Here is a 19,698-nt window from a genome sequence, read left to right on the forward strand (position 1 = left end):
TCACGCGCCCGGCCTCTGCCGGGCGTCTCTTTTTCCCACTATCGATAACGCCATGACCGATCATCAAGACGACCAGACCCCCGACCGCCCCCGGCGCACCATCAAGAGCTTCGTGATGCGCGCCGGCCGCATGACCGAAGGCCAGCAACGCGGTCTCGACCAGGGTTGGCCGCGCTTCGGTCTGGAATTGACCGACGGCCTGCGGGATTTCGACCAAGTGTTCGGGCGCCAGGCGCCGCGCACCTTCGAGATCGGCTTCGGCATGGGCCATTCCACCCTGGAAATGGCCGCTGCCGCGCCGGAGCAGGATTTCATCGGCGTCGAGGTGCATCGCCCGGGCGTGGGCGCGCTGCTCAACGGTGCCATGACCCAGGGACTGACCAATCTGCGGGTCTACAGCTGCGATGCCCTGGAGGTGCTGCGCCAGTGCGTGGCCGATGCCAGCCTGGACCGGGTGCTGCTGTTCTTTCCCGATCCCTGGCACAAGAGCCGCCACCACAAGCGGCGGATCGTCCAGCCGGCCTTCGCCGAGCTGGTCAGGCAGAAGCTCAAGGTCGGCGGGGTGCTGCACATGGCCACCGACTGGCAGGCCTATGCCGAACACATGCTCGAGATCATGAACGCCGCCTCGGGTTACCGTAATCTCGGCGACGCCTCGGGCTATGTGCCGCGCCCCGAGGAAAGACCCATCACCAAGTTCGAGCGCCGTGGCGAACGCCTGGGGCATGGGGTCTGGGATCTCAAGTTCGAACGCCAGAGCTGACCGTGTATCGCTGACGAATCGAGCTTGAGCTGCCGAAGGGCAATTGGCATGATGGCCAATTGCCCTGCTGTGATGGCGGTTGCAGTCGAATTCACAGAGACATCTGGATGTCAGCCCTTCCCGAGAATGCCAACCGGCTCCGCGCCGCCCTTCGCGCAGGCCGGATCCGATGACGGACCTGGTACGCCCCGACTCGCCGGCGGCCGAATTGCACGCCGTACGGCGCTGGCTCGAAGTCGAACGCAGCGCCCGGCAGCGCACCGAACGCTCGCTGCACCTCATCGCCTCGGCCTTCGCCCTCTGCCGCGACGCCATGGCCGTACTGACCGAAAGCGGTCAGATCATCGAAGCCAATGACGCCCTGCGCGCCCTGATGCTCAGCGCGGAGCGCAGTGTCAGCGGCCAGTACCTGTCGCACTACATCAAGCTGCCCGAGGCGGCCATCCGCACCTTCGAGCGCGACGGCTATGCCCTGTGCGAAGCCCAGTTCCATGTCTCCGCCAAGCGCGTCACGCCGGTGGAGATCAGCCTGAGCCGCTTTGCCGGCGAGGCGGATCGCGAAGGCTATGTGGTCGCCAGCCTGAGGGACATCACCGAGCGCAAGCGCGCCGAGCAGGCCCTGGAGCGCATGGCCCTGAGCGATGCCCTGACCCAGCTGCCCAACCGGACCTCCTTCTACCAGGATTTCGAGACGCGCCTGCAGGACCTGGAGGAGGCCGGCAACCTGGCGGTGCTGTTCATCGATGTCGATGGCTTCAAGGAGGTCAACGACTCCCTGGGCCACGCGGCCGGTGACGAGTTGCTCTGCGCCCTGGTGCGGGAGTTGCGCCAGGTGCTGGGCGCCGGCGAGGTGCTGGCGCGCTGGGGCGGCGATGAATTCGTCGCCCTGCTGGACGTGAGCGATCGCGATCAGGCGCGCCAGGTGGCCGAGCAGCTGGTGCAGGCGGTGGGGCGCCAGCAATGCATCGCCGGCCACGATATCCGCGTATCGGCCAGCATCGGCCTGAGTCTGGCGCCCGAAGAGGGGCTGGATGTGGAGACCCTGCTGCGCAACGCCGATGCCGCCATGTACGCGGCCAAAGCGGCCGGCAAGAGCCGGGTGCGCTGCTACGATCCGCAGCTGACCAGCGAGGCGCGCAGCAAGGTGACCCTGCTGGCCCATCTGCACGGCGCCATCGAAGCCGAACTGATCACCTTCGTGCTGCAACCCAAGTTCGATGCCCATCAACGCATGATCAGCGCCGAGTTGCTGGCGCGCTGGAATTGTCCGGGCGTCGGCGCCGTGCCGCCCAATGTCTTCGTCGCCCTGGCCGAGCAGAACGGCATGGCCTCGGCCCTCGGGCGTCTGGCCATCCGCCGCGCGGCCGGTTGCGCCCGGGCGCTGCAGGACGCCGGCCTGCAGATCCCGGTGGCGGTCAACATCTCGCCGCTGCAGGTGGCCGATGACGAACTGGCCGAGGTGCTGGCGGCGGCCTGCGCCGAATTCGGTATCGCGCCCAGGGCCCTGGAGCTGGAGGTGACCGAGTCGGTGTTCCTGCAGAAGGGCACCCCGGAGCGGCGCCTGGCGCTGTTGCGCGAGCAGGGCTTTCGGGTGGCGATGGATGACTTCGGCACCGGCTATTCGTCGCTGGGCTATCTGCACCGCTTGCCCTTCGACACCATCAAGATCGACCGCAGCTTTCTGCTGGCGGTGGACGCCGACGACAGATCCCGGCAGCTGCTGGCCGGCATCGTCAGTCTGTGCCGTGCGCTGGACATGCAGATCGTCGCCGAAGGGGTGGAAACCCAGGCCCAGTTCGAATTGCTCAAGGACCTGGGCGTGGACACCTTCCAGGGCTTCCTGCTGGGGCGCCCGCAATCCCTGGAGTGCCTGCTGGACGCTATTCGCGCCGCCGACCGCTAACCGCGCCGCTCGGCCAGCACGCCCAGCAGGCAGACGCCGATCAGCAGCACCGGGGCCAGGGCGTAATTGTTGAATTGCGCCAGGCCCTTGACCACCCAGGGGGTCAGGAAGGTCATGGCAGCGCCATAGATGGCCAGGCAGGCCAGGGCGAAGGCCGGGACCCGGACGGCGGTCGGCAGGCTGCCCAGGCGCGCCTGGATGAAGGCGTTGACCTGGCTGCCGAACAGCACCAGCAGGGTGGCGGTGACCGCCAGGGCCACCTCGTCCAGGTGGCTGCGACTCCAGCGGGAGAGGTCGGCGATATGGTCGAGTACGAAGTCCAAGGCAGAGCTCCTCGTCAGTCAGGCAGAAAGGATTGCAAGAGGTCGTTCAGGAACAGCTGGCCGCGAGCGGTGGGGCGCAGGCGCTCTTCGTCCTCGGCCAGCAGGCCGGCACGGCGCGCCGCGGCCAGCGCCGGCGCCAGGCTGTCCAGGGACTGGCCGGTCCGCTGCGGATACCAGGCGGCGGGCACCCCGTCGACCAGGCGCAGGGCGTTCATCATGAAATCGAAGGGCAGATCGGCCGGCTCCAGAGCTTTCGCGCCGGCCTGGAAGGCCTTGGCCGGATCCAGGTAGTCCTTGGGCAGGCGGGTCTTCCAGGTGCGCAGCAGGGTACCGTCCGGGGCGCTGAGCTTGGCGTGGGCGCCGGCACCGATGCCGAGGAAGTCGCCGAAGCCCCAGTAGTTGAGATTGTGCCGCGCCTGGCGCCCGGGCTGGGCATAGGCGGAGGTCTCGTACTGCCCGTAGCCGGCGGCCGCCAGCCGCGCCTGGCCGGCTTCCTGGATGTCCCAGAGGGTGTCGTCTTCGGGCAGCTCCGGCGGCTGGCTCCAGAACACCGTGTTGGGCTCCATGGTCAGCTGGTACCAGGACAGGTGCGTGGGCGCCAGGGCGATGGCCTGCTCCAGATCACCGAGGGCATCGGCCACGCTTTGCTCGGGCAGGCCGTGCATGAGGTCCAGGTTGAAGTTGTCGAAACCGGCGGCGCGCGCCCGGTCGGCGGCGCGGATGGCTTCCTCGCGCCCGTGGATACGCCCCAGGGCCTTGAGCTTGGCGTCCTGGAAACTCTGGATGCCGATGGACAGCCGATTGATGCCCAGGCCGCGATAGGCGACGAACTTGGCCTGCTCGAAGGTGCCGGGGTTGGCTTCCAGGGTGATCTCGATGTCCGGCGCGAAGCTCAGGCGCCGGGCCACGCCGTCCAGCAGGCGCCCCAGGGCCTCGGCGGAAAACAGACTGGGCGTGCCGCCGCCAAAGAAGATGGAGGTCAGCGGGCGGCCATGGACGTGCACCAGGTCCCTGTCCAGATCCGCCAGCAAGGCGTCGACATAGTCCGCTTCCGGCAGGGTCGGACCGGCCGCATGGGAGTTGAAGTCGCAATAGGGGCACTTGCGCACGCACCAGGGGATGTGGACGTAGAGCGCCAGTGGCGGCAGGGCGAACACCTGGGTCACAGGCCGAGCCGTTGCTTGAGTTGGGCCATGGCGCGGGCGCGATGGCTGCGCTGGTTCTTTTCCGCCGGCGCCAGTTCGGCCGCGGAGACCGCCTCGCCATCGGGCTGGAACAGCGGATCGTAGCCGAAGCCATGCTCGCCCTGGGCAGCATGCAGGATGCGCCCGGGCCAGAGGCCTTCGCAGAGGATCGGCAGCGGATCGTCGGCGTGGCGCACCAGCGCCAGCACGCAGACGAATTGCCCGGTGCGCTCGGCGTCGGGCACCTCTTTCAAGGCCTCGAGCAGCTTGGCGTTGTTGGCCGCATCGCCCTGGCCGTCGGCGTAGCGCGCGGAATAGATGCCGGGGGCGCCGCCAAGGGCGTCCACCGCCAGGCCCGAATCGTCGGCCAGGGCCGGCAGACCGGACAGCCGCGCCGCGTTGCGCGCCTTGAGGATGGCGTTCTCGACAAAGGACAGCCCGGTTTCCTCAGGCTCCACCTGGCTGAATTCACCCACCGAGCGCACCCGCACCCGGTCGCCGAGCATGGCCTGGAGTTCCTTGAGCTTGCCGGCGTTGTGGCTGGCGAGCACCAGTTCGGTAAGGTCGGACATGGGAGACTCCGCGTCGCGTTGAGAAGGGCGACGTATTGTACGCGAAGCCGTGCCCGGGCTGGATGCGCCCCCCGTGCCTTACGTCATATCGCGACGCGATGCTCCTGCAGGCGCGGCGCGCTGACCCGGTAGATGCCGATCTCGCCGAGCAGGTTGGGCCACAGCTTGCTGGCCCAGCCGTGGCGGTGCAGGCGGTCCACGGCGAGGCGATCCAGCACCTGGGCGCGCTGTTCGCGGCAGAGGCGCTCGAAATCCTCGAAGGTGCAGAAGTGGATGTTCGGCGTGTTGTACCAGGTGTAGGGCAGGAAGTCGGAGACCGGCATCCGCCCCCGACCGCCCAGGTACAGCCGGCAGCGCCAGTGACCGAAGTTGGGAAAGGTGATGATGCACTGGCGACCGACCCTGAGCATCTCCTGGAGGATGCGATCGGGGTACTGCATGGCCTGCAGCGACTGGGTCATGACCACCACGTCGAAGCTGTCGCTGGCGAAGTTGGCCAGGCCGCCGTCGAGATCCTGCTCGATGACGTTGACGTCCTTGAGCAGGCATTCGGCGATCTTGTCCGGGTCGATCTCCAGGCCGTAGCCGGTGACCTGCTTGTGATCGCGCAGCCAGGCGAGCAACTCGCCGGTGCCGCAACCGAGGTCGAGGACCCGGCTGCCGGCGGGGATCCATTCCTGAATGATGTCCAGATCGGCGCGCACGGCAGCTATACCTCGATGCGGGTCATGTAGTGGGAGAAGGCCTGCAGATAGCGTGGGATGGGGATGAGGAAGGCGTCGTGACCCTGGGGGGCGTCGACCTCCAGGTAGCTGACGTCCTTGCGCGCGGCCATCAGGGCGTTGACGATCTCCTTGGAGCGCGCCGGCGAGAAGCGCCAGTCGGTGGTGAAGGAGACGATCAGGAAGCGCGCCTGCACCCCGGCCAGGGTCTTGGCCAGGTCGCCGCCATGGGCGTGGGCCGGATCGAAGTAGTCCAGCGCCTTGGTCATCAGCAGGTAGGTGTTGGCGTCGAAGCGGCCGGAGAATTCCTCGCCCTGGTAGCGCAGGTAGCTCTCCACCTGGAATTCGACGCTGTGGAAGTCGTAGTTGAGCTGGTCGGTCTTGAGTTCGCGACCGAATTTCTCGCCCATGGCCTCGTCGGACAGGTAGGTGATGTGGCCGACCATGCGCGCCAGCATCAGGCCGCGCTTGGGGATCACGCCCTTTTCCTGGAAGTGGCCGGCATGGAAGTCCGGGTCCGAGAGGATGGCCTGGCGCGCCACCTCGTTGAAGGCGATGTTTTCCGCCGACAGCTTGGGTGCCGAGGCGATGGCCAGGCAGTGGCGGATGCGCTCGGGATAGCTGATGGTCCACTGCAGCGCCTGCATGCCACCCAGGCTGCCGCCGATCACCGCCGCCCATTGCGCGATGCCCAGGCGATCGGCCAGCCGCGCCTGGCTGTTGACCCAGTCTTCCACGGTCAGCACCGGAAAGTCCGCGCCATAGGCGCGGCCGGTGTCGGGATTGGGACTGCTGGGGCCGGTGGAGCCGTTGCAACCGCCCAGGTTGTTGAGGGCGACGACAAAGAACTTGCGGGTGTCGATGGGCTTGCCCGGACCGATGCAGCTGTCCCACCAGCCCGGCTTGCGGTCGTCCAGGCTGTGGTAGCCGGCCGCGTGGTGATGGCCGGAGAGCGCGTGGCAGATCAGCACGGCGTTGCTGCGGCTGGCGTTGAGTTCGCCATAGGTCTCGACCATCAGGTCGTAGGCCGGCAGGGTGCGGCCACAGGCCAGGGCCAGGGGCTCGTTGAAGTGCAGCAGCTCGGGGGTGACCAGGCCGACGGAATCTTCGGGAATGACGCTGGGCATTGACGGCTCGTCCGGGGCGGGGCTCGCCAGTCTAAAGAGCGTCGCCAGGAGCGGCAAGGGCAGCCGTGGCGCGGCGGTCAGGGGCCGCGCCTCGGGTGGCGGATGGGGCTAGCCGACCCGCGCCAGCGGCAGGGCGACCACGTTGTCGTGGCGCTGGGAAGGGGCCGGCCGGCTGATCTGCTTGAGCATGTCGCTGACCTCGCTGAGCTGCCGGTGCAGGACGTCCTCGTGCACCTGCAGGCGCCGCACCTGCTCCTGGCTGTTGAGGTTCTGCTGAGTGAGCTGCTTGAGCGCCAGCATGCTGGTTTCCAGCAGCTGCTTCTGCTCGCGGGTGTGCTGCACCAGCGGGGTCAGGGCGCCGTCGTTCCAGCGCAGCACCTGGGCATGGGCGCCTTCCTGCAGGGCCTGGACCTCCTGGGCCACGGTGGCGAAGAAGCGGCGGGCCAGGGCGCTCTGCTCGGTGAGCAGGGTCTTGACCTGGCGCTGGACCTCCTCGGTCTTGAGTTGCAGCTGGCGCAGCTCGCGGACATAGGGGCGGATGCGCAGCCGCGGCGCTTCCAGGGGGTGTAGGGGATTCTCCACATTGTGCCGCTGGTAGACCGCGCCGAGCACCTTGTTGGCCCGGTCGGCCTCGTTGTCCAGGGCCAGCAGGTCATGCTCGACCACGCGGAAGAAGCGGGCGATGGACTGGTTGATGCCGACGGTGGTCAGGCTGGTGCGGAATTCCCGGCGCGCGGTGTCCAGGTGGGCGTCCAGGCGCTCCGGCGCGACCAGGTCGGTCAGCAGCTTGCGCTGCCCGGCCAGCATGTTCTGGGTGGTGCGCAGATCCAGCAGGCGACGGTGATAGAGGTCGTATTCCTGGCGCGTGCGAGCGGTCTGCAATTCCAGACCGGCACCGGGCAATTCCTCGTCGGCCAGTTGCGCGTACTGGGCGCGAATGGCTTCCAGGCGCTGCTCGATCAGGGTACGGCTGGCACCCAGCAGACCACTGGCCTGCTGCACGATGCGCTGCTGCAGCAGGCGCTCGCGGGCGCCGACGATGCGTTCGGCGAGCAACTGTTCGAGGCTGTCCAGCTGGCTGCGCGCGAGCAGTTCCAGATCGCCACGGACCTTGCCCAGCAAGGCCTGCTTGGCCGACAGCGGCAGGATGTGCTCGGCCGGCAGCGCCAGTTGCCGGGCGCTGGCCTGGCGGACGTTTTCCAGCGACTGGGCGACATGGGCGACGCCGCCGAGGTCGTCCCACAGGCTGTCGATCTTGTTCATCACCGCGAACAGCCGCTCCGGGGCATCGCCCAGGGACGGCTTGACGCACTGCTCCCAGAGCGCGAGGTCCGAGGCGGTCACGCCGGTGTCGGCACCGATGAGAAAGAGCACGGCCTGGGCATGGGGCAGCAGCGACAGGGTCAGCTCGGGTTCGGCGCCCAGGGCGTTGAGGCCGGGGGTGTCGAGGATGCGCAGGCCCTGGCGCAGCAGCGGATGATCGATGCTGATCAGCGCATGGCGCCAGGCCGGGATGCTGACCAGGCCGTCGCTGTCGAGTTGTTCCAGTTGCTCGGGATCGAAGCCCAGCTGCACGGCGACGGCGGTTTCCACCTCGCGGGTCTCGGTGACCTTGGCCAGCAGGGCGGCCATGGCGTCCGCGTGGCTGTCGTCCAGGGCGAAGCGCTGCCAGGCCTCGGGCGCCTTGCGCCAGGCGGTCAGGCTGCGTTCGTCCAGGCGGCTGTCGATGGGCAGCAGCTGCAGATAGGGACCGTCGGCCGCGGCGTCGAAGAAGATCTCGGTGGGGCACATGGTGGTGCGCCCGGCCTGGGACGGCAGCATGCGCTGGCCGTAGTCGGCGAAGAAGAGAGCGTTGATCAGTTCGGTCTTGCCGCGGGAGAACTCGCCGGCGAAGGCCAGGGTGATGCCGTCGGCCTGCAATTCGCTCTGGCAGGTCGCGAGGGCGGCGTCGAGGGCCGGAGAGGCCAGACGATTACGCTGCAACCAGTCGCGGTAGCGGCCCAATTGGGTGTCGAGTTCGGCTTTCCACGTGGCATAGGCATCGACGTGGCGGAACAGGCGTTCCATAGGGGGACTTCCTTGACCTGAACAGCAAAGGCTGGACGGTGCCCCAGCGTCCAAAGGACGTCAATGCCGCCTCCGCCACGACGCGGCGGGCGGTCGTGGCGGGTGCGCGAGTGGTGCGTCAGAGGAAGGGCGCGAGAATCTGCGGCATGCCGGTGGCCGCGGCCAGCTGGCCGATGACGAAGCGATCCAGCAGATTGATCACGATGAAGGCGAAGATCGGCGACAGATCCAGGCCACCCAGGCTCGGCAGGATACGGCGGAAGGGGGCCAGCAGCGGCTCGCAGATCTGGTTGACCAGTTCGGCGGCCGGATTGTGGGTCTGGGGTGCGACCCAGGAGAGGATGACGCTGACGATCAGGGCGAAGAAGAACACCTTGAGGAACAGCGAGGCCACGCCGAGCAGGGCCCAGATCAGCAGGGCGGGGAACAGGCCGCCGATGCTGGCGCCAAGCAGCACCACCACGACCATCATCAGCGCCAGCTGGACCAGCACGGCCAGCACCAGGGCCGCCAGATCGACGCCGCCGAAGCCGGGAATGATGCGCCGTACCGGCTTGAGCAGCGGCTGGGTGGCGCGTACGGTGAATTGCGACAGCGGATTGTAGAAGTCGGCTCGGACCAGCTGCAGGATGAAGCGCAGCAGGATGATCAGCAGATAGAGACTGCCGAGGGTCTGGATGACATAGACGAGAGCTTGCGCGAGAGCGGACATGGATACTCCTTATCGATCCGGCAACTGGGCCAGTTCCGCAGCCCGGTCGGCCGCGGCGGTGAGGGCTTCTTCCACCAGGTCCTCGAAGGCCCCGGCTTGGAAGGTTTCGATGGCGCGCTCGGTGGTGCCTTTGGGGGACATCACCGAACGACGCAATTGTTCGGGGCTGCGGTCACCCTGGCAGGCCATGGCGGCGGCGCCGCGGGCGGTGTGCAGGGTCAGCTGCTGGGCGACCTCGGCCGGCAGGCCGAGCTTGGTGCCGGCCTGGGTCATGGCTTCCATCAGCAGGAAGAAATAGGCCGGACCGCTGCCGGAGACGGCGGTGACCGCGTCCAGCTGCCGTTCTTCCTCGACCCACAGGGCCAGGCCGACCGCGGCGAGGATCTCCTGGGCCCGGGCGCGCTGCTCGGCGCTGACCTGGTCATTGGCGAACAGGCCGCTGGCGCCCAGGCGCAGCTGCGAGGGCACGTTGGGCATGCAGCGCACCAGCGCGCGCTGGCCCAGCCAACGGGTCAGGCTGGCGCAGGTGATGCCGGCGGCGACCGAGACGATCAGCTGCTCCGGGCGCAGATGGGGGGCCAGCTCCTGGCAGACCTCGCCCATGACCTGGGGCTTGACCCCCAGCACCACCACGTCGGCGTCGGCGAGCACGGCGCTGTTGCTGGCCTCGACGCGGATGCCGTGCTCCCGGGCCAGGGCTTCGCGCTTGGCCGGATTGCGATTGCTGGCGCTCAGCTGCCGGGCCGGCACGCCCTGGGCGAGCAGGCCGCCGATGATGGCGCCGGCCATGTTGCCGGCGCCGATGAAGGCGATGCGGGTGTCGTTCATCGAGACTTCCTAGGTTGAAGAGGCGGCGCCGTAGTCGCGGGCGCCAAAGAGGGCGGTACCGACGCGGACCCAGGTGGCGCCCTCGGCGATGGCGGCTTCCAGATCCTGGCTCATGCCCATGGACAGGGTGTCCAGGCCCAGGTTCAGGGCTTCGCTCAGGGTGCGCAGCCGGGCGAAGGCGACGCGCTGGCTGGCCGGGTCGTCGGTGGGTTCGGGGATGGCCATCAGGCCACGCAGGCGCAGGTTGGGCAACCGGCTGACCGCGGCGGCCAGGGCCGGCAGCTCGTCGGGGTGGCAGCCGGACTTGCTGGCTTCGCCACTGACGTTGACCTGCAGGCAGATGTTCAGCGGGCCGCGCTCGGGCGGGCGCTGCTCGGCCAGGCGCTGGGCGATCTTCAGGCGATCCACCGAATGCACCCAGTCGAAATGGCTGGCGATGGCGCGGGTCTTGTTGGACTGGATGGGGCCGATGAAATGCCACACCAGGGGCAGGTCGGCCAGCGCCGGCTGTTTGTCCAGCGCCTCCTGCAGATAGTTCTCGCCAAAGTCGCGCAGCCCGGCGACGGCGGCCTCGCGCAAGGCGGCGGCGGGCTTGGTCTTGCTCACCGCCAGGAGGCCGACAGTCGCGGGATCGCGGCCTGCCGTCCGGCTGGCGGCGGCGATGCGTTCGAGTACGGTTGCGCTATTCTCGGCTATCGTGGACATTCAGCCCCTGCTTGCGTCGGCGCATCCGGCAGGCCTCGGCGTACCGGATGAGTGAGTGGCGGTGACCAGGTCAGACCGCCAGTGCTGCGCGGCATTCTACCTGCTTGCTCGACATCTGGGAGTCCCATGGATATCACCGAATTGCTGGCCTTTTCCGCGCGGCAAGGCGCCTCCGACCTGCACCTGTCCGCCGGCCTGCCGCCGATGATCCGCGTCGACGGCGACGTGCGCCGCATCAACCTGCCGGCCTTCGAGCACAAGCAGGTGCACGCGCTGATCTACGACATCATGAACGACAAGCAGCGCAAGGACTTCGAGGAATTCCTGGAGACCGACTTCTCCTTCGAGGTGCCGGGCGTGGCGCGCTTCCGGGTCAACGCCTTCAACCAGAATCGCGGCGCCGGCGCGGTGTTCCGGACCATTCCCTCCAAGGTGCTGAGCATGGAAGAGCTGGGCATGGGCGAGGTGTTCAAGAAGATCACCGACGTCCCGCGCGGCCTGGTGCTGGTGACCGGGCCGACCGGCTCGGGCAAGTCCACCACCCTGGCGGCCATGCTCGACTACCTCAACAACACCAAGTACCACCACATCCTCACCATCGAGGATCCCATCGAATTCGTCCACGAATCCAAGAAGTGCCTGGTCAACCAGCGCGAGGTGCACCGCGATACCCTGGGCTTCTCCGAGGCCCTGCGCTCGGCGCTACGCGAGGACCCGGACATCATCCTGGTGGGCGAGCTGCGTGACCTGGAGACCATCCGCCTGGCGCTGACCGCGGCCGAGACCGGGCACCTGGTGTTCGGCACCCTGCACACCACCTCGGCGGCCAAGACCATCGATCGGGTGGTGGACGTCTTTCCGGCGGAAGAGAAGTCGATGGTGCGTTCCATGTTGTCCGAATCCCTGCAGGCGGTGGTTTCCCAGACCCTGCTCAAGAAGGTCGGCGGCGGCCGGGTGGCGGCCCACGAGATCATGATCGGCACGCCGGCCATCCGTAACCTGATCCGCGAGGACAAGGTGGCGCAGATGTATTCCTCGATCCAGACCCTGGACATGTGCCTCAAGGCGCTCCTGGCCAAGGGCCTGATCAGCCGCGACGCGGCCCGCGAGAAGGCCAAGACGCCGGAGAACTTCTGATGGATTTCGACAGGTTCCTGCAGCTGATGGTGGACAAGGGGGCGTCCGACCTCTTCATCACCACCGGCGTGCCCCCTTCGATGAAGATCAACGGGCGCATGACGCCGGTCACCAAGGACTCGCTCACGCCCGAGCAGTGCCGGGCCCTGGTGCTGGGGGTGATGAACGACGAGCAGCGCCAGGAATTCCAGCAGAAGCGCGAATGCAACTTCGCCATCAGCGCCCGCGGCATCGGCCGCTTCCGGGTCAGCGCCTTCTATCAGCGCAACCTGGTGGGCATGGTGCTGCGCCGCATCGAGGTCAACATCCCCACCGTCGAGCAGCTGCGCCTGCCGGAGATCATCAAGAAGCTGGCCATGACCAAGCGCGGCCTAGTGATCTTCGTCGGCGCCACCGGCACCGGCAAGTCCACCTCGCTGGCGGCCATGATCGGCCACCGCAACAAGAACTCGGCGGGGCACATCATCTCCATCGAGGACCCCATCGAATACATCCACCAGCACCAGGGCTGCATCGTCACCCAGCGCGAGGTGGGCATCGACACCGAGTCCTTCGAGGTGGCGCTGAAGAACACCCTGCGCCAGGCGCCGGACGTCATCATGATCGGCGAGATCCGCAGCCGGGACACCATGGAGCACGCCCTGGCCTTCGCCGAGACCGGCCACCTGTGCCTGGCCACCCTGCACGCCAACAACGCCAACCAGGCGCTGGACCGCATCATCCACTTCTTCCCGGCCGATCGGCACAGCCAGACCTGGATGGACCTGTCGCTCAACCTAAAGGGCATCGTCGCCCAGCAACTGGTGCCCACCATCGATGGCCAGGGCCGCCGCGCGGTAATCGAGGTGCTGCTCAATACCCCGCTGGTCGCCGACCTGATCCGCAAGGGCGAGGTGCACGAACTCAAGGCGCTGATGAAGAAGTCCGGCGAGCTGGGCATGCAGACCTTCGACCAGTCGCTCTACGGGCTCTATCGCGATGGCGAGATCACCTACGAGGCCGCCCTGGCCCACGCCGATTCCGCCAACGACCTGCGCTTGATGATCAAGCTGGGTTCGGAAACGGATGCCGATCACCTCAATCAGATCACCCGCAACCTCTCGGTGGACATGGGCGACGAGCCGCCCAAGCGCTTCCGCTAGCCTTCGGCTGCGCTGCCGGCCGCCAGGGCCCTGGCCTCGCGCAGGGCGGCGACCAGGGCTTGGCGCGCCTGGTCCTGCTGCTCGGCATCCGGGGTACGCAGGATGTAGGAGGGGTGATAGGTGGCGATGATCCAGCGCTCGTCCAACCGCAGGGGCCGTCCCATGAATTGCGCCAGACCCCTTGGCTTGCGCTTGAGCAGGGCTTCCAGGGCAGTCGAGCCCAGGGCCACCACCACGGTCGGCTGGATGTCGCGCAATTCCTGCTCCAGCCAGTAGCGGCAGGGGGCGATCTCCGGTCCCGGGGTGACGTGCTTGCGTCTCCTGCCCTGGGGAATCCACTTGAAGTGCTTGACCGCATTGGTGAGGAACACCTCGTCGCGCGCAAGGCCGGCCTCGGCCAGCGCCGCCATCAGCACCTGGCCGGCCGGGCCGACGAAAGGCCGGCCCGCCAGGTCCTCCTGATCGCCAGGCTGTTCGCCCAACAGCAGGATACGCGCGGTGCGCGGGCCTTCGCCGGCCACCGGTTGGGTGGCCTTTTCCCACAGCTCGCAGCGACGGCACTCGTCGAGGGTGGTGGGCAGCGGGCGTTCGGGCTGGGCGCGCTCGGCTGCGATCAACACCTCGCGACCGCTCTGGCGGCCCACGGCCTCGGCCTGGGCCAGGCGCTGGGCGCCGGCCCGCGCCTCGCTGAGCAGCGCCGGGATCAGCGGCCCTTCCGGCAGATCCTTCCAGAAACGCGCCGGCATGTTGCCCCTCAGGGTGCGCGGATTGGCCCGCGCCGGATTGAAGGTGCTGCGGTAGTAGGCGCGCCAGAGTTCGTCACCGGCGTTGCGGTCGTCGTCTTCCGGCGCCTGTCGGGCCAGACGCTGCAGCTCGGCGGGGCAAGGCTCCACCAGTTGCAGCGCCTGACCGTCCCAGAGCGCGGCGGCTTCGGGAGTCGCGATCAGCCAGCTGCTGTTGCCCATGCGGTCGCAGAAGTGCGGCGCCGCCAGGGCCAGGACGTCGTGGGCCGGCTGGTGCCAGGCCACCCAGGCCGGCGGACCAGCGCTTTCCGCGCGCGGCCGAAAGCGCAGGAAGGCATGCACATGGTGGATCTCGCGGCGGATCGCCTTGACCCGGCGCTGCAATTCGCTGCCGTCTTCGTCACCGGCCAGCATGGCTGCGCGTTCGCCGCGGGCGACGCGCCAGAGCACCTGGTAGAGCAGCGCCCAGCGATCGTCGCTGCGAAAGCAGGCGGCGTAGGTCAGGGCTTCGGCCAGTTGCGGCGGGATGCGTATGGCGCCGCTGGGCGGGGGCGCCACGGCTTCGGCCGGTTCGTCGAACAGATCGCCCAGGCCGCGACTCTCCTGCCAGCTCACCTGGGCCGGCGGGATACCGGCCTGCAGCAGCCGCCGCGCCTCCTTGCGCCAGCCGGCGAAGGTGCCGTCGAAATCGACTCTCTGCATCTAGAGCAGGGCGAGCTGGGCGGGCGGTTCGGCGAGTTGCCGACGCAGGTCCAGGGACTCGGCCAGGCGCGGTTGCGGGCGATAGTCCTGGGTGACGATGAAAGGGCGCGCCTTTTCCACACTGCATTTCAGGCGGATCAGGTCGGCGTAGCGGATGCGCCGCTCGCGTCTGAGCTCCACCAGCCGCTTGGCGGAGAGGACGCCGATGCCGGGTACCCGGGCGATCAGCGCCTGGTCGGCGCGATTAAGATCCAGCGGGAAGATGGCCCGGTTGTGCAGCGCCCAGGCCAACTTGGGATCCACGTCCAGCGGCAGCTGGCCGTCTTCGGTGGGCAGTTCCTCCGCCTGGAAGCCATAGCCGCGCATGAGGAAATCGGCCTGGTACAGGCGGTGCTCGCGCAGCAGCGGCGGCGGTTGCAGCGGCACCGTGCCCGGGCTTTCCGGGATGGGGCTGAAGGCCGAATAGTAGACGCGCTTGAGGCGATAGGCGCCGTACAGCGTCTGGGCGGTATCGAGGATGGTGCGGTCGTCGGTGGCATCGGCACCCACGATCATCTGGGTGCTCTGGCCCGCCGGCGCGAAACGCGGCGCCTTGGCTTCGGCTTCGGCTTCTTCCAGGCCCAGACGGATATTGCCCATGGTCTTGCGGATGCTGCTGCCGTTCTTTTCCGGCGCCAGCTTGATCAGGCTGCTCTCGGTGGGCAGCTCGATGTTGACCGACAGGCGATCGGCATAGAGACCGGCCTGGGCAATGATCTCGGGATCGGCGTCGGGAATGGTCTTGAGGTGGATGTAGCCGCGGAACTGGTGCTGTTCGCGCAACAGCTGGGCCACCCGGGTCATCTGCTCCATGGTGTAGTTGGAAGAGCGGATGATGCCGGAGCTGAGAAACAGCCCGCTGATGACGTTGCGCCGATAGAAGTCGAGGGTCAGCTGCACCACTTCCTCGGGGGTGAAGCGCGCCCGCGGCACGTTGCTGCTGCGGCGATTGACGCAGTACTGGCAGTCGTACTGGCAGAAGTTGGTCAGCAGCACCTTGAGCAGCGCCACGCAGCGCCCATCCGGGGTGAAGCTGTGGCAGATGCCCATGCCATCGGTCGAGCCCAGGCCGTCCTTGCCCTTCGAGCTGCGTTTGGGCGCGCCGCTGCTGGCGCAGGACACGTCGTACTTGGCGGCATCGGCGAGAATGATCAGCTTGTCGGCGAGCTCCATCGAGATCTCCTGGACTGTGATTGCATACAGTATCCAGGAAGCGGAGCGTCGTTCAATGGCTTTGCGCCGGGCGGCGCCGAGTGGAGCGACACTCCGCCGGGCGGTAGTGCCCGGCGGAGCGAGGGGGAGGGATCAGGACTTGCGGGTACGCTTGGTACGCGGCTTGTCCGCAACGGGATCGGTTTCCGCCGCCAGGGTGGTGGGCTGCTGCAGCACGCGCTTGGCCGACGCGAAGCGCTTGGTCCAGTAGGGCTTGCTCAGGTGATCGACGCGCACGCTCTCGCCACTGCGCGGGGCATGGACGAATCTATCGTTGCCCAGGTAGATGGCGACGTGATCGATACCGCTGCGCTGACCGGTCTTGAAGAACACCAGGTCGCCGGCCTTGAGATCGCCACGGGCGACCTTGGGTCCCTTGAGCTGGGCCAGTTCCCGGGAAGTACGCGGCAGCTTGACGTTGTGCACGTCGCGATAGACGTAGTTGACCAGGCCGCTGCAATCCAGACCGTTCTGCGGATTGGTACCGCCGAAGCGATAGGGCGTGCCGACCAGGTCCATGGCGCGGGTCGCCACCTGGGCGCCGACGTTGCGGGTGGCAGCCTGGGCGGTGGCCTGTTTGCGGTGCAGGGCGCTGGTCGCACGGGCGGCGCGCTTGGCGCGGGCCGCGGAGGCTGCCTGGGCATGGTCGACGCTGGCAACGTGGCGAGCGGCGGCCTTGGGCGCGGGAGCAGCGGCGGCGTGCCGGGCGGTCTTGGGAGCTGAGGCGGCGATGACATGCCGGGCTGCGACCTTGTGGACCGGAGCGGCAGTGCGCGCTGCAGAGTTCTCTTTCGCTTGCACTGCCGCGGGCAGTACAAGACAGGCGGAGAGCCATGTCAGAAGAAATAAACGCATTGTCGTAGGGGTGTCTGAAGATCGAAGCGAGGGATTCTATACCAACCCTGTGGATATTTTGTGCACCTCTCATCAAGAAATTATGTAATTTTTAGCGGAAAGTGAGGTCCCTTGAGCGCCAACCAATGAGACTCCCTGGGCATTCATCCAGTTTTCGACATAAAGTCACGGTGAAGGTAAGGGTGTAGGTAAGGCGGGTCTTTTCCTTCAGTCGCGAGGTAGTAGGCATGCGGTATCAGGACACCCACAGCAAGGTCATGGGCTATCTGCTGTGGATCTTCGGCTTTCTCGGCGCCCACCGCTTCTACTATGGCAAGCCGGTCACCGGCACGATCTGGTTCTGCACCCTGGGCCTGTTGGGCATCGGCTGGCTGATCGACCTCTTCCTGATCCCGGCCATGGATCGCGAGGCGGATCTGCGCTTCCAGTCCGGTTCGCTCAACTACAGCCTGGGCTGGATCCTGCTGACCTTTCTCGGCATCTTTGGCGTGCACCGCCTCTACCTGGGCAAGTGGATCACCGCCATCCTCTATTTCTTTACGGCGGGTTTCTTCCTGCTGGGCGTGCTCTACGACTTCTGGACGCTCAATTCGCAGATCTCCGAAGAGAATCGCCGGCGGCTGGTGCGCTAGCGTCAGCTGGGTGGCAAGAAGAAGGGGCTCCATGGAGCCCCTTCTTCTATTCAGGCGTCACGGTGGTAGGTGGTGCGGCCACCCACCAGGGTGCGTTCGATGCGTCCCCCCAGGGTGAGGCCCTGGAAGGGGCAGTTGCGCCCACGGGACAGCCAGGGCGTGGCGGCCTGGGCGGTCGGCTGCTGGGCGAACAGCACCAGGTCCGCCGGCAGGCCCTTGGCCAGGCGGCCCGCCGCGAGGCGCAGGGCCTGGGCCGGGCCGCTGGTGAGGCGGGCCAGCAGGGTCGGCAGATCCAGAAGGCCATCGTCCACCAGGGTCAGGGCCAGGGGCAGCAGCAATTCGACACTGCTGATGCCCGGCTCGGTGGCGGCGAAAGGCGCCAGCTTGGCATCCGCCTCGTGGGGCTGGTGATGGCTGGAGATGGCGCCGATCACCCCGTCCCGTACCCCGGCGCGCAGGGCGTCGCGATCGCGTGCGGTGCGCAGCGGCGGCTTGACGTGATAGAGACTGGAAAAGCCCTGCAGGGCCTCGTCGGTGAGCAGCAGCTGGTAGAGCGCCACGTCGGCGGTCACCGGCAGGCCGCGCGCCTGGGCGGCGGCGATCATCTCCACCGCGCGGGCACTGGTCAGCTGCCCGAAGTGGGCGCGCACGCCGCTCTGCTCCACCAGCAGCAGGTCACGCGACAGGGCGATGGTCTCCGCGGTCTCCGGGATGCCGGTGAGCCCTAGGAAGCTGGCGGTGGGTCCTTCGTGGGCCAGGCCGCCGTGGGCCAGCTCGGCATCCAGGGCGGTAAAGACCACGGTGAGGTCGAAGGTGGCGGCATATTCCAGCGCGCGTCGCTGCACCCGCAGATTCTCGAAGGGCTGCAGGCCGTTGGTGAAGGCCACGCAACCGGCGTCGCGCAGGGCCATCAGTTCGGCCAGCTGTTCCCCGCCCAGGCCCTTGGTCAGGGCGCCGATGGGATGGACGCGGGCGTGATCGGCGGTGCGCGCCCGGTCGAGGATGAGTTCGGCCACCGCGGTGGTGTCCAGCACCGGGCGGGTGGTGGGCGGGCAGCAGAGGCTGGTGACGCCACCGGCCGCGGCGGCGCGGGTCTCGCTGTCGACGTTGCCCTTGCGGGTCAGGCCCGGTTCGCACAGGGCGACATCCAGGTCGACCAGGCCGGGCGCCAGGATCAGGCCGCTGGCGTCCAGCTGCTCGTCGGCCTGGAAGCCCTGAGGCGCCTCGCCGAGGGCGAGGATGCGACCCTGGTCGACATGGACGTCGCTGATCTGGTCGAGACCGGTGGCCGGGTCGATCACCCGGGCATTGCGGATGCTCAGGCTCACTGCGCATTCTCCTGTAGCTGACGCTGGGCCGTCTGCCCGCTCATGGTCATCGACAAGACCGCCATGCGGACCGCGATGCCGTAGGTGACCTGGTTCAGGATGACCGACTGCTCGCCATCGGCGACCGCGGATTCGATCTCCACGCCCCGGTTGATCGGCCCGGGGTGCATGACGATAGCATCGGGCTTGGCGCGCGCCAGGCGCTGGCGGGTCAGGCCGAACAGCCGGTAGTACTCGCCCTCGCTGGGCAGGAGGCCGCCCTGCATGCGCTCGCGTTGCAAGCGCAGCATGATCACCACGTCCACGCCGTCCAGGCCCTCGGCCAGGTCGGTGAAGGTGCGCACGCCATAGAGTTCTTCGAGGCCGACCGGCAGCAGGGTGCGCGGGGCGATCACGCGGATGTCGCGGCAACCCAGGGTGCGCAGCGCCAGCATGTCGGAGCGAGCGACCCGCGAATGCAGGATGTCGCCGACGATGGCCACCGACAGGTTGGCGAAATCGCCCTTGTGGCGGCGGATGGTCAGCATGTCGAGCATGCCCTGGGTGGGGTGGGCGTGGCGGCCGTCGCCACCGTTGATGATGGCCACATCGGGGCAGACGTGTTCGGCGATGAAGTGGGCGGCGCCGGAATCGGCGTGGCGCACCACGAACATGTCGGCGGCCATGGCCTCCAGGTTGCGCAGGGTGTCGAACAGCGTCTCGCCCTTGCTGGTGGAGGAGGTGGAGACGTTGAGGGTGATGACGTCCGCCGACAGCCGCTTGGCCGCCAGTTCGAAGGTGGTGCGGGTGCGCGTCGAATTCTCGAAGAAGACGTTGCACACGGTCTTGCCGCGCAGCAGTGGCACCTTCTTCACCGCCCGGGCACCGACTTCGAGAAAGGAGTCGGCGGTGTCGAGCAATTCGGTGAGGAGTTCGGCGGGCAGGTCGTCGAGTGACAGGAAGTGGCGCAATTGGCCCTGGGCGTTGAGTTGCAGCGAACGCGTAGCGTCGGTCATGGCGGCA

The 19,698-nt window shown here is 67.6% G+C and carries 19 protein-coding genes; 5 read left to right on the forward strand and 14 right to left on the reverse strand.

Translation table 11 applies throughout. The features are described from left to right. The first annotated feature begins 52 nt into the window (after nucleotides 1-52). Together trmB and EC839_RS10690 are read left to right on the forward strand one after the other, a co-directional pair. Nucleotides 53-763, forward strand: coding sequence for a tRNA (guanosine(46)-N7)-methyltransferase TrmB (gene trmB, locus EC839_RS10685; RefSeq protein ID WP_007161655.1), 711 nt, complete (start codon nucleotides 53-55; stop codon nucleotides 761-763). Nucleotides 764-932: 169 nt separating this feature from the next. Further along, nucleotides 933-2,666: a bifunctional diguanylate cyclase/phosphodiesterase gene (locus tag EC839_RS10690; protein WP_007161656.1), complete on the forward strand. Its 1,734-nt coding sequence runs from the start codon at nucleotides 933-935 to the stop codon at nucleotides 2,664-2,666. Here the strand turns inward: EC839_RS10690 and EC839_RS10695 are convergent. The 9 genes from EC839_RS10695 to EC839_RS10735 form a co-directional block, all read right to left on the reverse strand. Beyond that, nucleotides 2,663-2,989, reverse strand: coding sequence for a DUF3392 family protein (locus EC839_RS10695; RefSeq protein ID WP_007161657.1), 327 nt, complete (start codon nucleotides 2,987-2,989; stop codon nucleotides 2,663-2,665). The genes EC839_RS10690 and EC839_RS10695 overlap by 4 nt on opposite strands. Nucleotides 2,990-3,003: 14 nt before the next feature. Continuing rightward, on the reverse strand, nucleotides 3,004-4,155 hold the full coding sequence (hemW, locus tag EC839_RS10700; RefSeq protein WP_007161658.1) for a radical SAM family heme chaperone HemW: 1,152 nt from the start codon (nucleotides 4,153-4,155) through the stop codon (nucleotides 3,004-3,006). Next, on the reverse strand, nucleotides 4,152-4,745 hold the full coding sequence (rdgB, locus tag EC839_RS10705) for an RdgB/HAM1 family non-canonical purine NTP pyrophosphatase (RefSeq protein WP_007161659.1): 594 nt from the start codon (nucleotides 4,743-4,745) through the stop codon (nucleotides 4,152-4,154). The genes hemW and rdgB overlap by 4 nt, the downstream gene beginning before the upstream one ends. A gap of 83 nt (nucleotides 4,746-4,828) precedes the next feature. After that, entirely contained in the window at nucleotides 4,829-5,449 is a 621-nt protein-coding gene (metW, locus tag EC839_RS10710; protein ID WP_007161660.1) for a methionine biosynthesis protein MetW, read from the reverse strand. 5 nt (nucleotides 5,450-5,454) lie between these two features. After that, complete coding sequence (locus tag EC839_RS10715; RefSeq protein ID WP_007161661.1) at nucleotides 5,455-6,594, reverse strand: homoserine O-acetyltransferase; 1,140 nt, start codon at nucleotides 6,592-6,594, stop codon at nucleotides 5,455-5,457. 108 nt (nucleotides 6,595-6,702) lie between these two features. Then, nucleotides 6,703-8,661, reverse strand: a complete 1,959-nt coding sequence (locus tag EC839_RS10720; RefSeq protein ID WP_007161662.1) for a dynamin family protein — start codon at nucleotides 8,659-8,661, stop codon at nucleotides 6,703-6,705. A 118-nt stretch (nucleotides 8,662-8,779) separates the two neighbouring features. Beyond that, entirely contained in the window at nucleotides 8,780-9,373 is a 594-nt protein-coding gene (locus tag EC839_RS10725; protein ID WP_007161663.1) for a YggT family protein, read from the reverse strand. Nucleotides 9,374-9,382: 9 nt separating this feature from the next. Beyond that, complete coding sequence (gene proC, locus EC839_RS10730; RefSeq protein ID WP_007161664.1) at nucleotides 9,383-10,201, reverse strand: pyrroline-5-carboxylate reductase; 819 nt, start codon at nucleotides 10,199-10,201, stop codon at nucleotides 9,383-9,385. A gap of 9 nt (nucleotides 10,202-10,210) precedes the next feature. Continuing rightward, entirely contained in the window at nucleotides 10,211-10,906 is a 696-nt protein-coding gene (locus EC839_RS10735) for a YggS family pyridoxal phosphate-dependent enzyme (RefSeq protein ID WP_007161665.1), read from the reverse strand. A 126-nt stretch (nucleotides 10,907-11,032) separates the two neighbouring features. Between EC839_RS10735 and EC839_RS10740 the strand changes: the two genes are divergently transcribed. Both EC839_RS10740 and EC839_RS10745 read left to right on the forward strand, forming a co-directional pair. Further along, nucleotides 11,033-12,043 (forward strand): type IV pilus twitching motility protein PilT, encoded by a 1,011-nt coding sequence (locus tag EC839_RS10740; RefSeq protein WP_132832541.1) that lies wholly within the window; start codon nucleotides 11,033-11,035, stop codon nucleotides 12,041-12,043. Further along, complete coding sequence (locus tag EC839_RS10745) at nucleotides 12,043-13,185, forward strand: PilT/PilU family type 4a pilus ATPase (RefSeq protein WP_007161667.1); 1,143 nt, start codon at nucleotides 12,043-12,045, stop codon at nucleotides 13,183-13,185. Before EC839_RS10740 ends, EC839_RS10745 begins: the two co-directional genes overlap by 1 nt. Here the strand turns inward: EC839_RS10745 and EC839_RS10750 are convergent. The 3 genes from EC839_RS10750 to EC839_RS10760 form a co-directional block, all read right to left on the reverse strand. Next, nucleotides 13,182-14,630: a UdgX family uracil-DNA binding protein gene (locus tag EC839_RS10750; protein ID WP_007161668.1), complete on the reverse strand. Its 1,449-nt coding sequence runs from the start codon at nucleotides 14,628-14,630 to the stop codon at nucleotides 13,182-13,184. The genes EC839_RS10745 and EC839_RS10750 overlap by 4 nt on opposite strands. After that, nucleotides 14,631-15,842: a putative DNA modification/repair radical SAM protein gene (locus EC839_RS10755; RefSeq protein ID WP_007161669.1), complete on the reverse strand. Its 1,212-nt coding sequence runs from the start codon at nucleotides 15,840-15,842 to the stop codon at nucleotides 14,631-14,633. Nucleotides 15,843-15,974: 132 nt separating this feature from the next. After that, a complete protein-coding gene (locus EC839_RS10760; RefSeq protein WP_007161670.1) occupies nucleotides 15,975-16,682 on the reverse strand; it encodes a C40 family peptidase in 708 nt (235 codons plus the stop codon). A gap of 281 nt (nucleotides 16,683-16,963) precedes the next feature. On the opposite strand from EC839_RS10760, the gene EC839_RS10765 reads away from it, so the two are divergent. Further along, complete coding sequence (locus tag EC839_RS10765) at nucleotides 16,964-17,368, forward strand: TM2 domain-containing protein (RefSeq protein ID WP_007161671.1); 405 nt, start codon at nucleotides 16,964-16,966, stop codon at nucleotides 17,366-17,368. Between the two features lie 50 nt (nucleotides 17,369-17,418). Here EC839_RS10765 and EC839_RS10770 read toward each other — a convergent pair whose 3' ends face one another. After that, nucleotides 17,419-18,696, reverse strand: coding sequence for a dihydroorotase (locus EC839_RS10770; protein WP_007161672.1), 1,278 nt, complete (start codon nucleotides 18,694-18,696; stop codon nucleotides 17,419-17,421). Next, nucleotides 18,693-19,691: an aspartate carbamoyltransferase catalytic subunit gene (locus EC839_RS10775; RefSeq protein WP_007161673.1), complete on the reverse strand. Its 999-nt coding sequence runs from the start codon at nucleotides 19,689-19,691 to the stop codon at nucleotides 18,693-18,695. The genes EC839_RS10770 and EC839_RS10775 overlap by 4 nt, the downstream gene beginning before the upstream one ends. Nucleotides 19,692-19,698: the final 7 nt, after the last annotated feature.

Source organism: Pseudomonas sp. JUb52, from assembly GCF_004341115.1.
Lineage (GTDB): Bacteria > Pseudomonadota > Gammaproteobacteria > Pseudomonadales > Pseudomonadaceae > Chryseomonas > Chryseomonas oryzihabitans.

Bases quoted from the DNA above. Each gene is read 5' to 3' on its own strand.
- trmB (WP_007161655.1), top strand. From the start codon at position 53: ATGACCGATCATCAAGACGACCAGACCCCCGACCGCCCCCGGCGCACC.
- EC839_RS10690 (WP_007161656.1), top strand. From the start codon at position 933: ATGACGGACCTGGTACGCCCCGACTCGCCGGCGGCCGAATTGCACGCC.
- rdgB (WP_007161659.1), bottom strand. From the start codon at position 4,745: ATGTCCGACCTTACCGAACTGGTGCTCGCCAGCCACAACGCCGGCAAG.
- EC839_RS10715 (WP_007161661.1), bottom strand. From the start codon at position 6,594: ATGCCCAGCGTCATTCCCGAAGATTCCGTCGGCCTGGTCACCCCCGAG.
- EC839_RS10720 (WP_007161662.1), bottom strand. From the start codon at position 8,661: ATGGAACGCCTGTTCCGCCACGTCGATGCCTATGCCACGTGGAAAGCC.
- EC839_RS10725 (WP_007161663.1), bottom strand. From the start codon at position 9,373: ATGTCCGCTCTCGCGCAAGCTCTCGTCTATGTCATCCAGACCCTCGGC.
- proC (WP_007161664.1), bottom strand. From the start codon at position 10,201: ATGAACGACACCCGCATCGCCTTCATCGGCGCCGGCAACATGGCCGGC.
- EC839_RS10735 (WP_007161665.1), bottom strand. From the start codon at position 10,906: ATGTCCACGATAGCCGAGAATAGCGCAACCGTACTCGAACGCATCGCC.
- EC839_RS10740 (WP_132832541.1), top strand. From the start codon at position 11,033: ATGGATATCACCGAATTGCTGGCCTTTTCCGCGCGGCAAGGCGCCTCC.
- EC839_RS10745 (WP_007161667.1), top strand. From the start codon at position 12,043: ATGGATTTCGACAGGTTCCTGCAGCTGATGGTGGACAAGGGGGCGTCC.
- EC839_RS10750 (WP_007161668.1), bottom strand. From the start codon at position 14,630: ATGCAGAGAGTCGATTTCGACGGCACCTTCGCCGGCTGGCGCAAGGAG.
- EC839_RS10755 (WP_007161669.1), bottom strand. From the start codon at position 15,842: ATGGAGCTCGCCGACAAGCTGATCATTCTCGCCGATGCCGCCAAGTAC.
- EC839_RS10765 (WP_007161671.1), top strand. From the start codon at position 16,964: ATGCGGTATCAGGACACCCACAGCAAGGTCATGGGCTATCTGCTGTGG.
- EC839_RS10775 (WP_007161673.1), bottom strand. From the start codon at position 19,691: ATGACCGACGCTACGCGTTCGCTGCAACTCAACGCCCAGGGCCAATTG.